The sequence below is a fragment of the Labilibaculum sp. K2S genome, assembly GCF_030372765.1.
Taxonomy (GTDB): domain Bacteria; phylum Bacteroidota; class Bacteroidia; order Bacteroidales; family Marinifilaceae; genus Labilibaculum.
Genome location: NZ_JAUCMW010000008.1, coordinates 111,271 through 122,775, shown reverse-complemented (window position 1 = coordinate 122,775; position 11,505 = coordinate 111,271). Strand labels below are relative to the sequence as shown.

Annotated in this window: 12 protein-coding genes; 6 read left to right on the top strand and 6 right to left on the bottom strand. The window is 34.8% G+C overall.

Going from position 1 to position 11,505, the window contains the following annotated elements:
* Positions 1-33 precede the first annotated feature (33 nt).
* The 5 genes from pepE to QUH73_RS11275 all read right to left on the bottom strand — a co-directional run bounded on the left by pepE (position 34) and on the right by QUH73_RS11275 (position 5,710).
* Positions 34-744, bottom strand: coding sequence for a dipeptidase PepE (gene pepE / locus QUH73_RS11295; protein WP_289530546.1), 711 nt, complete (start codon positions 742-744; stop codon positions 34-36).
* Positions 745-790: 46 nt separating this feature from the next.
* Positions 791-2,707: a tetratricopeptide repeat-containing sensor histidine kinase gene (locus QUH73_RS11290; protein WP_289530545.1), complete on the bottom strand. Its 1,917-nt coding sequence runs from the start codon at positions 2,705-2,707 to the stop codon at positions 791-793.
* Positions 2,708-2,919: 212 nt separating this feature from the next.
* Positions 2,920-3,999 carry an outer membrane beta-barrel protein gene (locus QUH73_RS11285; RefSeq protein WP_289530544.1) on the bottom strand — a complete coding sequence of 360 codons (1,080 nt, stop codon included), beginning with the start codon at positions 3,997-3,999 and terminating at the stop codon, positions 2,920-2,922.
* A gap of 156 nt (positions 4,000-4,155) precedes the next feature.
* A complete protein-coding gene (locus tag QUH73_RS11280) occupies positions 4,156-5,214 on the bottom strand; it encodes a hypothetical protein (protein ID WP_289530543.1) in 1,059 nt (352 codons plus the stop codon).
* 10 nt (positions 5,215-5,224) lie between these two features.
* On the bottom strand, positions 5,225-5,710 hold the full coding sequence (locus QUH73_RS11275) for an RNA polymerase sigma factor (protein ID WP_289530542.1): 486 nt from the start codon (positions 5,708-5,710) through the stop codon (positions 5,225-5,227).
* Positions 5,711-5,883: 173 nt separating this feature from the next.
* On the opposite strand from QUH73_RS11275, the gene QUH73_RS11270 reads away from it, so the two are divergent.
* From QUH73_RS11270 to QUH73_RS11245, 6 genes are all read left to right on the top strand, one after another.
* Complete coding sequence (locus QUH73_RS11270; RefSeq protein ID WP_289530541.1) at positions 5,884-6,696, top strand: 5'-nucleotidase, lipoprotein e(P4) family; 813 nt, start codon at positions 5,884-5,886, stop codon at positions 6,694-6,696.
* Between the two features lie 111 nt (positions 6,697-6,807).
* Positions 6,808-7,722, top strand: coding sequence for a DUF4271 domain-containing protein (locus tag QUH73_RS11265; protein WP_289530540.1), 915 nt, complete (start codon positions 6,808-6,810; stop codon positions 7,720-7,722).
* 36 nt (positions 7,723-7,758) lie between these two features.
* Positions 7,759-8,511 (top strand): uroporphyrinogen-III synthase, encoded by a 753-nt coding sequence (locus tag QUH73_RS11260; protein WP_289530539.1) that lies wholly within the window; start codon positions 7,759-7,761, stop codon positions 8,509-8,511.
* 81 nt (positions 8,512-8,592) lie between these two features.
* Positions 8,593-9,030, top strand: a complete 438-nt coding sequence (gene rnpA / locus QUH73_RS11255) for a ribonuclease P protein component (RefSeq protein ID WP_289530538.1) — start codon at positions 8,593-8,595, stop codon at positions 9,028-9,030.
* Positions 9,014-9,211, top strand: coding sequence for a membrane protein insertion efficiency factor YidD (yidD, locus tag QUH73_RS11250; RefSeq protein ID WP_289530537.1), 198 nt, complete (start codon positions 9,014-9,016; stop codon positions 9,209-9,211). The genes rnpA and yidD overlap by 17 nt, the downstream gene beginning before the upstream one ends.
* 286 nt (positions 9,212-9,497) lie before the next feature.
* Positions 9,498-11,183, top strand: a complete 1,686-nt coding sequence (locus tag QUH73_RS11245; RefSeq protein WP_289530536.1) for a S41 family peptidase — start codon at positions 9,498-9,500, stop codon at positions 11,181-11,183.
* A gap of 84 nt (positions 11,184-11,267) precedes the next feature.
* On the opposite strand, the gene QUH73_RS20905 is transcribed toward QUH73_RS11245, so the two are convergent.
* Positions 11,268-11,486: a LytTR family transcriptional regulator DNA-binding domain-containing protein gene (locus QUH73_RS20905; RefSeq protein ID WP_442913415.1), complete on the bottom strand. Its 219-nt coding sequence runs from the start codon at positions 11,484-11,486 to the stop codon at positions 11,268-11,270.
* Between the last annotated feature and the right edge of the window lie 19 nt (positions 11,487-11,505).

Sequence of the window (11,505 nt, the reverse complement as noted above, 5' to 3'; positions counted from 1 at the left end):
GATTCAACCGCTTTTAAATGCATTTTCTAAAATTTATTTCAACAAAAAATTAAAATCATCCTTGGGACTCAATTCGTATGTTTTAACATTATTTTTAAAAATTCGACAGTTGTATTTTCCAATCAAATTAATTTTTCCATTTTCGACCAGGAACATGCTTCCCTCTCGCAAACCTGCAACATACATATCAGGATTTACAAGCATGAATTCGTTGATACGATCTTCACGGGTTTCTCCTCCATGACCATCAGGATTTTTATCCAAATAATGCGGGTTAATCTGAAATGGAATCAAATTAAGCGCATCAAATCCCAAGGGATCGATAATCGGCATATCATTAGTGGTTTTAATCGTGGGGCAAGCCAAATTGGAACCTGCACTCCAACCAATATATGGCGCATTTTCACTGATAACTTTCTTACGGATTGCCTCCGTCAGGTTGTTTTTATGCACCAAATGAAGCATATTCCAGGTACTTCCACCACCTACAACAATTGCTTCAGCCTCTTCGACAGCCTTTGCCGGATCTTCGAAATGATGAATAGAAACAATATCATGGCCAACTTCATTGAACTTAGCCTTTACTTTGGCTTCATACTCGTCGAAAGAAACAGTTACTCCTGCGTAGGGGATGAATAAAGCCTTAACTGGCTTATCGCCTAAAAAATCTTTGATGTTGTTTTTTGGATAGTCTAAATATTCCTCCCCGGCCATCGTGGAGTTACTTATTAATAATAATCTCATTTGCGCTGAATTTAGTTTAAGTAGATGTGAATTATCTGACCTAAATTTAGACATTTACGAATGAAATCCGGGTCTCCTTTTTCACAAATTCACTAAATTTATCATCACTCATTGGCCTGCGGGGAATGATAAACGAAAATGTGCTCCCCTTATCAACTTCACTTTCTACCATCATTTCGCCATGATTTTTTACTAAGAAATCTCGGCACAAAGTGATGCCTAGCCCTGTACCTTTCTCATTAGCTGTGCCATCAGTTGTTTTGCCTTCGTAAATATTCTCTATCTGATCCGGCATCATTCCAATTCCATTGTCAATCACCGAAATTTTAACGAAATACTCTCCAATCTCCGATTTAACTTCAATAATTCCCCCTTTATTGGTAAATTTAATTGCATTTGATATCAGATTACGCAAAACCGTATTGATCATATTCCAATCGATATACACTTCTACAGAAGGATTGGTACTTGCTATTAAACGAATGGATTTAATTTTTGCTAACTCTGCCGACAAATTTATATTTGAACTAATTATCGAACTGGCATCAACCATTTGTAGGTTAGCAGATATCGTAGACGTTTGATTTTTTGCCCAAAACAACAGATTTTCAAGTAATTCAAATGAATTATCAGCGGAATGAAACAAAGATTGCAAAAATTCTGTTTTATCTTCTTCAGACAGATCCAATTCCTCGTCGGTAAGCATCATTCTTAATCCATTACTAATATTGCCAATTGCTCCCCGCAAATCATGGGCAATTAAGGAAAACATTTTATCCTTGGTTTCATTGGCTGTTCTAAGCTTATCTTCACTCTCTTTAAGCCTTTTCATTGCTCCTATTAACTCCTCCTGATGCTGACTTACCAGACGATTACGCAGGTATAAAAGCTCATTGTCCTTCAGATTATTTCGGTACCGGAAAGTGAGAAGAAATATAACCACAAGTAGTAAAAGTAAAATCAGTAAACCAATGGTATACTGACGGTTAATTTCCAATTGTTGTGTTTGATTTTCAGCCCGAAGAGCCTGATTTTCCTGATTTTTAATGTTTTCCATATGTCTGGAATCTAAATCATCAATTTTATTTGATAAATGCTCCGACGCAATAGAATCCTGATAAGATTGAAGATTTTGATAGGCAATTACTGAATTCTTATAATCCCCACGTTTTGTATAGTAAAGCGAAAGATATTTGTAATAATCCCGAAGTAACCTTTTCGATTTTAATTGTTTGCCAACCAGATAACCTTTGTCAAGATGATGTTTTGCTTTGGTGAGATCGTTATGCTGGAGATATAAATCGCTCATATTCAGTTCAAAAACCCCGGTTTTATTATTTGGTCCATTTGACTTATAATAGTCAACAGCCTCATGATAAGTTCGAATAGCTTTAAGAGTATCTCCCATTTCGGTATACAAACTGCCAATGTCATTCAATAGTTCTCCAACGATGGATCTGTGTGAAATTTCTTTCCCAAGTTTCAGTCCTTTCTGCAAATAATCGATGGCCTGATCATAATCTCGAATTGACTGATAGTAAACACCAAACATATTCAGACATCGGGCAATTCCCTCCTTATCATCCAGTTTCTTATAAATACTGTTGGCTTCCTCTGTATAATGGTATGTTTTGTTGATTTTCCCAGATTGGTAGTAAACAGTAGCCAATTGGTGACTGATATCAGCAACTTTCTTTTGGTAATCATGATTTTTCGCAAAACGATACGCCTGCAGCAAATAATCCAGCGAGAAATCATACTGATTATCCTTATAGTAAGCCGTTCCCAAATAAAACATGGCTTTCACTATTTCCTGATCATAACCAAGACTTTGAGCCGTTGCGAGTGCTCTGGTAGCTATTTCAATTCCTTTTCCGGGTTCGGTATCCCAATATGCCCGACTCATCTCCAATAATGTCTCCAATTTTTCCTGACCAAACACTTTTGTATAGCGATTATTCAAGCTATCCAAATTTGTCTGGGAATCAGCAAATGCAGGTAGAGCAAGGAAGATAGAAAAAAAGCAAATTAAAAGCTGGAATTTTCTTTTCATGTCGCTAATATACTACTTTATAGCACATAATTCAACACTCGTCAAAGCTCATGATACAAATCAATAAAAATGCCGGATTCATCAGGGATCCGGCATAATAATATTTATCTATTAGTAATATTCTAAAAACTCACCAAGGTAATTCCAACCGTAAAAGGCACTAGTTCCGGGCCTTTATTATATTCGAATAAATTGGTTAAACCATAAGTAGCAAAAAAGTTTAGTGAACGATAACCGATGCGAGCATGAGCTGCGTAACGCAGAGTGTTCAGGTTAAAATCGTCGCGATCTTTATCTTTGTGCATGTTCCCGTTCGATTTGTATTTTACTTTTGTATGAGAACCTATTCGCAATCCTCCCACTACTCCGACAGACATGTGCACTCTTCTTGATTTATACTTAACCGGAATTTGAAACTCCAACAATAAAGGTACTGTCAGGTACAAACTGGTTAATTTGCTTTTTTTGATGTTCCAGTCAGGATCAAAATCAATTGGTTCAATTTTTCCAGAACCATCATTTGCCAATGTTATATTTTGATCGAAACGGTAATTGTTCCATTCCAATCCCATACCAGTCACCAAACCAATGGTGTTTCTTTCCTTTTGTAAACTAATATCGTACTGAAGAAAGTTTAAGTTAACGGCAAGTGATTTGGCCATATCTAAATCCATAAAATCCTTCTGATCATCAGGATAATTACCATAATACTCGTCAGCAAAACCATTTACACCCACTTCAAAACCTGCCCAATGTCCTCGAAAACCTTTCTCCTCTTCCATAAAAAATTTATCCTGATTGGCATCCCAAGGATTTACCTTCTGAATTCGAATTCTTGTTCCGTGCCAGCCGTCAATAATATTAATCTGTTTTCCGCCAAGTCGAATTTTTGTAGTGTCTCTGTCCTCTTCAAAACCTACCTTACCAATTTTCCCAATTCTAGCTTTAATTCCTTTGTCATCCTCAACAACTTTTACTAAATCTTTTTCGAGAAATTTAACTTTTGTTGTATCTGCATTCGTTTCCCATGATTGAGCTTTAACAGTTTCTTTTTTCTCTGATTTCGTTTTCTTGTTCGACCATGAATCTTCAATTAAAATCTTCTTCTTGATCGTATCAGTCTTTAAAGTATCAACAACTTCCTGAGCGTTGCTTCCAAATACAAGCACAGAGGCCATGCATAGTAAAAATATTTTTTTCATCATTTTATAATTTTCTTGTTACTATCAGATGAAACTTACCAATTGTAAATAATCATGCTTATAGAGTTAATGATGATTTACTCATGGACGTTTCATAACGGTATATTTATGTTATTTCTATGGGTAAGACGAAATGGTGAATGAATAGTTACAGGCCTATTTAATTGTTTTTGAGAAACCGATGCCTGCAGTATTAAAATCTAATCGTGTCTTTTCAGTAGTAGAGTCATACTTCTTCTCCAATTGAACATTTTTCCCGGCAATTTCGCCCAATTTATCAACGCCATATTTCGCAATAGCATATAAAACAGAATTTTGAGCTTTCTTTTCGGGCACACTTGATTTCCATGACATACCCAATTGTGCTAGTCCGTTATTTTGAGTACTGATTTCAGTATTCTTTTCTTTGGGAATATCCAGTTCTATCGTTGGATCTGCAGAATTGGCTAATGCGATGAGTTTTATATCAGACGAAAGCACCACAGGTTCAACCCGCTTAAGCACCTTTTCTATATTTTCGACTTGTGTTTTATCTCCCTGATTATCTGCTGTTTTTTGTTGTCTGTTTTCAATGGAATATTTTTTCTCCGATTGAACAACCTCTCGTTTGGGAGTTACAAGAGCCTCAACATCAATTGCCTCTTTAATTTTATTCGTCTTCTTACTTTCCGTAATTGCTTTTTCTACCTTGGCAGTAATTTTCTCTTCATCTGATTGATTACCTTTAAATTGATACAATATACTCCAAAGTGAAAAAAGCAGAACAATTGAGGCAGCGACTCCAATTCTTGAAAAATACCACCAGTAAGCAACTTTACGGGAACTCCTTTTTAACTTTTCCTTATCGGTAAAAACAAGACTATTATCAGCATGTAAAATCGTTTTTTGATAGATCTGATTCTCTTTTTGAAAGGACTTGTTCTTTTCTAAAAAAGTGTCAAATGCAATTTCATTTTCAACTGACAAGTCTCCTTCCAACCTGGCAATACAGAAATCATCAAAACTTTCGCGAAAAGGAATTTCTTTTAAAGATTTCAAATCAATTTCAACGCTGTCTTTAGTAAAAACAGGACACTCCATCTCCTCCAATTCTAATTTTAGATCTGGATTCCTGGTCAGAAAATCTTCCAAAGCGACGCTCTGAAGGGAACTTAATGTTCCTTCCAAATAATCGAGGAAGAATTCCTCATAGTTGTATCGGGTTATTTCCCTCATCTCCTATTCTTTATACTATTGATTCAATACTTCCGATGTAATTTTTCAAATGCATTCTAGCCCGATAAATATAAACTTTCACCTGCGACTCAGTTAAATCTGTAATTTTTGCAATTTCTGTGTAAGAATATCCTTCGTAGTCGCGCAATAAAATTACCGATCGTTGAACATCCGATAATCTTTTCAAGGCTTCATCAAGAATTTCACTTAAATCTGAATAATGCTCTGAATGTGAATAATCTCTAACATCCACATTTTCAAAATCTTCTTTTCTTTTCTCTCGTCGAATCAAATCAATCATGGTATGATAAGCCGTTGTGTACAAATAAGATTTTACTTTCAGGTAATTAACATTCTCAACATTTCGCCATAATTTCTCGAAACTATCCTGCACAACATCCCTCGCTTTATCCTCATCTCTAATGCTTTTGAGGATAAAACGGAACATTCCATCAGCATGCTGATCTACGCTTATGTTGTATTCGTCCAGATTCATATTTAGTGGCAATCAAATGTATGACGCATACACCTAAATTAAAGTTACAGCCATTTTTTTATTATCTTCGGTTTCCGAAACCATTTTTAGTATAATCTACAATTTGAAATTCATCTCCGAAGATTTAAAAATCCAATTCCTAGTGAATTACTAAAATTAAAATATCAATTGATATGAGAAAAGTATTTTTTGCTTTAGCCACATTTTCCATCCTGATTTCTTCTTGTTCCAAACCTCTGGATTCAAAAAAACAGGAAAATAATCAGAATGAACATTTAGTAATGGCTACTCTTTGGTTTCAAAGAGCTTCGGAGTGCAGAGCATTGTATTATCAGGCTTTTAACATGGCTAAACTTTCGTTGGATAATCAATTATTAACCAAGAGTGATAATACGAAACCCAAAGCTGTTGTTGTTGATATTGATGAAACAGTTTTAGACAACAGTCCTTTCGAAACCAATTCGATTCGCAGTGGCAAAGCATTTACAAGCGCAGCCTGGAAAGAATGGACAGATATGGCAAAGGCTTCACCAACACCAGGATCTCTGGAATTTTTAAAATATGCCGAATCGAAAGGCGTTGAAACCTTTTATATATCCAACCGTGATACTTCGGCTTTAGCTAAAACAATAAAGAACCTTAAAGATTTCGGATTTCCCTTTGCGGATCAAAAACATGTCTTACTAAAAACGAAAACAAGCATAAAAACAGAGCGCCGAAACAAAGTACTGGAAACTCATGAAATTTTAATTCTTGCCGGTGATAATTTAGGCGATTTTGATGAATTTTTGGAAGACAGATCGGCTGACTTTGGATTTTCGAAAGTAGATGAAATGCAAACTGAATTTGGACAACGATTTATAGTTCTTCCCAACCCAATGTATGGTTCATGGGAGAAAGAGGTGCTAAAAAGTGAGAGAAAATTAGATGGCTTTGAAAAAGAGAATCTTCGCAAAAAGCAATTAATAGGTTACAAAGAACTGTAAATAAGACAAAAGCCCGATAAAATTTCGGGCTTTCTTTTTGGCTGGAAATATATCTCCACGAAAAATAAAATTATCTTTGTAAAAATCAATCCAATAAGTTCCTGATATAGTATGGCGCAAAACAATTCACACCTTTTACTTGTGAACAAGATTCCCTTAAGTGATTCATTGATTCAATCAGGCAATGAATTAAAGGATTCTATCATTTTTCGTCCCGCGCAACAAGTATCAGCAAAACAAACAGAAACAGCAGCTGATTCTGTTTTTAATCCGATAATCGGAATTCCAATTGATTCTTTACTAATTTCAGATAGCATCCCAATAACTGAAAAAGATTCCACTGTACAAGTAATCCGTGAGAAAGGAGTTCTAATTGCTTCTCATAACAGCGACTGGATGGTTGGTGTGCTTTTATTTGCATTGATTTTAATGGCAATCGTAAGATTTTCATTTAGTAAATTCCTGCTTCGGGTATTCGATTCAACAATCAACTACCAAACCTCTTCCAATCTTTTTTTGGAAAAAAATATGAGAAACTTAAGAGGTTCTATTTTCTTGCACCTCCTTTTTTATGTGAATTTCACCTTATTTATTGTACAGTATTTTGTTTACATCCTCTCACTTAACCATGAGCACAACAATATTGTTTTTTTCCTCTATTGTCTTGTTGGATTAGTGGGTTTATACAACACCAAATTCATCTTCATTAGATTTATTGGATATATTTTTAACGGAATTAAGGAAAGTAAAGAATATTTACACACAGTATCTATTTACAATAAAAATTTGGGGGTAATCCTCTTGCCCATCACTATTAGTGCGCCATTTATAGCACAACACTCTGTACCAATGCTATTAAATTCGGGGTTGATATTAACTCTGATTTTTTATGTATTCCGACTATCCAGAGGTTTAAAAATATTATTTCGCCAACATGTGTCAATATTTTATATGATTTTGTACCTTTGTGCACTGGAAATTTTGCCCTTGCTAATGATTTACAAACTGTTGTATTTATTGGTGTAGGTCGGTTAACAAATTGTCGAACTAAACTCTACTATTTTGAAAATCAAGACGATACTGGTTTCACAACCAAAACCACAAACTGAAAAGTCCCCGTATTTTGATTTGGCCGAAAAATATAATTTAAAAATTGATTTTCGACCTTTTATTCAAGTTGAAGGGATTTCAGCCAAGGAGTTTAGACAAGAAAGAATCAATGTATTGGATCACACAGCTGTAATATTTACTAGTCGTACAGCAATTGATCATTTCTTTAGAATTTGTCAGGAACTTAGAATTACTGTACCCGATGAGATGAAGTACTACTGTATCTCAGAATCAACGGCTTTCTATCTTCAAAAATACATTGTTTATCGCAAAAGAAAAATCTTCTTTGGAGAAAAACGATTTGAAGATTTAATGGAAATTATTTTGAAACACAAAGGAGAAACATTTTTAGTTCCTCTTTCGGACATTCATAAACAATCCATTCCTGAATTGCTTACTAAAAGCAAAATAAAATATTCCAAAGCTATTCTATACCGAACCGTTAGCAGTGATTTGTCGGATTTAGCAAATGTGAATTATGATGTGTTGGCCTTTTTCAGTCCTTCAGGAATTGCATCTTTGCTTCAAAATTTTCCAGATTTTAAACAAAACAATACACTTATAGCTGCATTTGGACCTTCTACATCTGATGCTGTTACATTAAATAACCTAAGACTTGATATTCAGGCTCCAATGCCACAAGCTCCATCTATGACAATGGCTCTTGATCAGTTCATTAAGAAATTTAACAAGGATAATAAATAGATATTATCTCTGAAAATCCAATCAAACAAGAAAGGGGAATAATTTCCCCTTTTTTTGTCGATTTTTGTAATTATGGTAGATATGAATCGCTTCACATTTAAAAAGGCGGAAAGACTGACTCATAAAATCCTTATTGGAAAACTTTTTTCTGAGGGAAAAGGATTTATTTGTTACCCTTTTCGTGTTGTTTGGAAAGAAGCGAAACTTAATTCAGAATTTCCTGCACAGGTAGCCATAACGGTATCTAAACGAAGTTTTAAAAAGGCTGTTACCCGAAACTTGTTGAAAAGAAGAATTCGTGAAATCTACCGTCTTAATAAGGGAGAACTCTATCGTGAACTTGAATCGATCAATGTAAACATTGCTTTTATGCTTGTTTATCTCCCTAAAACGATACTTACAACTTCCGAAATGGAAGACAAGTTGATTAAAGCCCTTAAAAGATTACCTAAAGAATATGAAAAACATTCTCTACTTTCTGAAAAAAGTGATTCTGTTCATCATGATACTTCCGATTAGGTTTTATCAATACACAATTTCACCCCTTACTCCCTCTGCCTGCAGGTATCATCCTACCTGTTCAACTTATGCTATTCAGGCACTTAAAAAACACGGACCTTTTAAAGGCACTTACCTTGCTGTTAAAAGAATATTTTCATGCAATCCTTGGGGCGGACATGGCCACGATCCTGTACCTTAAGCTATATTTTTTTCAAAAAACTAATTCAACTCTCAAGTATTTAGAACTATTCTTAATAAATTAGCGTATACAAAGATTGATCCATTTATTGTTTCCCTTTTTTCACTGAATTCAAGTGCCGTAGGGTTAACAAATGTTAAAGTCAATTATTTTAAAAAGGGAATAATTATATTTGTTTTACCTACATATTATTTTATTTCTTCTAATTTGTAAATTCGTGCGTTAGGGATAGCAAAGGCTAGGCTGCGGGGAGAGTTATTTTAAATATCAATTTAAACAAAAACATATGAAGCTTCGAAAAAAATCGGGAGCCATCTGGTTACTTGCTGTTTTGCTCTTTTGTAGTGCAGCTTTCTGGGGGTTTAACAGAGATGAGAGAAATTTTGAGATTAGCAAAAATTTAAACATTTACTATACTTTATTTAGAGAATTGAATCTGTTTTATGTAGATGAAATTGATCCGGGAGACTTGGTGAAAAAAAGTATGGACGCCATGTTAAACACTCTTGATCCTTACACAACTTACATTTCTGAATCAGAAATTGAAGACTTTAAATTGATGACCACTGGCGAATATGCCGGTATTGGTTCATTAATCAGCAAACACAAGGATGAAGTAATTATTGCAGAACCTTACGAGGGATTTCCAGCTTTTAAGGCTGGTTTAAAAGCTGGTGATGTATTGCTTGAAATTAATGGTACACCGGTATCAAAAAAGAGTACTGACGATGTAAGCAGCCTGTTAAAAGGACAACCGAATGTTCCTCTTACCATTAAAATAAAGCGACCTGGTGTTGATAAAACCATGGAGAAGAAATTGGTGCGTGAAAAAATTCAATTAAAATCAGTTCCCTACTACGGAATGGTTTCTGATTCAATTGGATACATTCTTTTAAATCAATTTACAGATAAGGCGTCGGGAGAAATTAAGAATGCTTTAAAAGAGCTTAAAGAACAAAATGCAAAATCTATTGTTCTGGATTTGAGAGGTAACCCGGGAGGTTTGTTAGATCAGGCAATTGAAATTGTGAACCTATTTGTAGATAAAGGTGAAGATATTGTTAGTACCAAAGGAAAAGTTTCGCAATGGGATAAGTCTTACACAGCCACAAAAACACCTTTTGATGCCAAAATTCCAATTGCGGTATTGGTAAACAGAGGATCGGCTTCGGCTTCGGAGATTGTATCGGGCGCTATTCAGGATCTCGACAGAGGTATTATAATCGGAGAAAGAACATTTGGTAAAGGATTGGTTCAGACAACACGTAATTTAACTTATAACGCCAAATTAAAGGTGACTACAGCGAAGTATTACATTCCAAGTGGAAGATGCATTCAGGCTCTTGATTACAGCCATAGAAACGAAGATGGAAGTGTAGGAAAGATTGCTGATTCTTTAATTACAGAATTTCACACTAAAAATGGGCGGTCTGTTTATGATGGCGGTGGTGTTCTTCCGGATTTAAAGATTGAATCGGAAAGATACAGTAGCTTAAGCGTTAACCTGATTCGTCACTTTCTGGTTTTTGATTACGCAACTTTGTACGCAAACAGCCATGATAAAATAGCGGGCGCGAAAGAATTTAAAATTTCGGATCAGGAATTTGAAAAATTCTCTCAATACATTAAAGAACAGAAGTTTGTTTACGAATCGGAAAGTACTGAAATTCTAGATGCTCTTAAAAAATCAGCTAAAGAAGAAAAGTACTTTGATATCTCAACCAATGAGTTTGATGCTCTTACGGCAAAGTTAACTCCTAACCTGGATCGTGACTTAACACGATTTAAAGATGAAATCAGCGACTTGCTTGCACATGAAATTATTAAGAGATATTACTACCAAAATGGTGGTATCGAATACAGTTTAAAAGAAGATAAAACTCTTTTAAAAGCCATTGAAGTGCTTCAAGATAAAAATGAATACCTGGGTATTTTAGATGGAAGTATCGGTTTGCATGCTTTAAATAAGTAAAAAGAATACATTTAAAATCGACATCAAAAAAGCTCATTCTTTTCATTGAAAGAATGAGCTTTTTCTTTGCATAGTAGTAAAGGTTTATTGTACTCCTAAGGATTCTTTAATTTGTTTTCGATAAGTTCGTCCGATATTTAATTGGATGTCATCCACTAAAACCTGATCGTAAGAAAAACTCTTAAGCCGATTTTTATTAATGATAAAAGAACGATGAATCCGTAAAAACGGACAAAATTTACTTTCTCTCTTTTTCAGTAAACCCTGCCTAGGGGTTAACTGCTGGTATTTACCATGAAACATGCAATCTCAACAAGCATAC

Coding starts and splice junctions, on each gene's coding strand:
- pepE (WP_289530546.1), bottom strand. CDS start 744: ATGAGATTATTATTAATAAGTAACTCCACGATGGCCGGGGAGGAATAT.
- QUH73_RS11265 (WP_289530540.1), top strand. CDS start 6,808: ATGGCGCAAAACAATTCACACCTTTTACTTGTGAACAAGATTCCCTTA.
- QUH73_RS11285 (WP_289530544.1), bottom strand. CDS start 3,999: ATGAAAAAAATATTTTTACTATGCATGGCCTCTGTGCTTGTATTTGGA.
- QUH73_RS11275 (WP_289530542.1), bottom strand. CDS start 5,710: ATGAATCTGGACGAATACAACATAAGCGTAGATCAGCATGCTGATGGA.
- yidD (WP_289530537.1), top strand. CDS start 9,014: ATGATACTTCCGATTAGGTTTTATCAATACACAATTTCACCCCTTACT.
- rnpA (WP_289530538.1), top strand. CDS start 8,593: ATGAATCGCTTCACATTTAAAAAGGCGGAAAGACTGACTCATAAAATC.
- QUH73_RS11270 (WP_289530541.1), top strand. CDS start 5,884: ATGAGAAAAGTATTTTTTGCTTTAGCCACATTTTCCATCCTGATTTCT.
- QUH73_RS20905 (WP_442913415.1), bottom strand. CDS start 11,486: ATGTTTCATGGTAAATACCAGCAGTTAACCCCTAGGCAGGGTTTACTG.
- QUH73_RS11245 (WP_289530536.1), top strand. CDS start 9,498: ATGAAGCTTCGAAAAAAATCGGGAGCCATCTGGTTACTTGCTGTTTTG.
- QUH73_RS11280 (WP_289530543.1), bottom strand. CDS start 5,214: ATGAGGGAAATAACCCGATACAACTATGAGGAATTCTTCCTCGATTAT.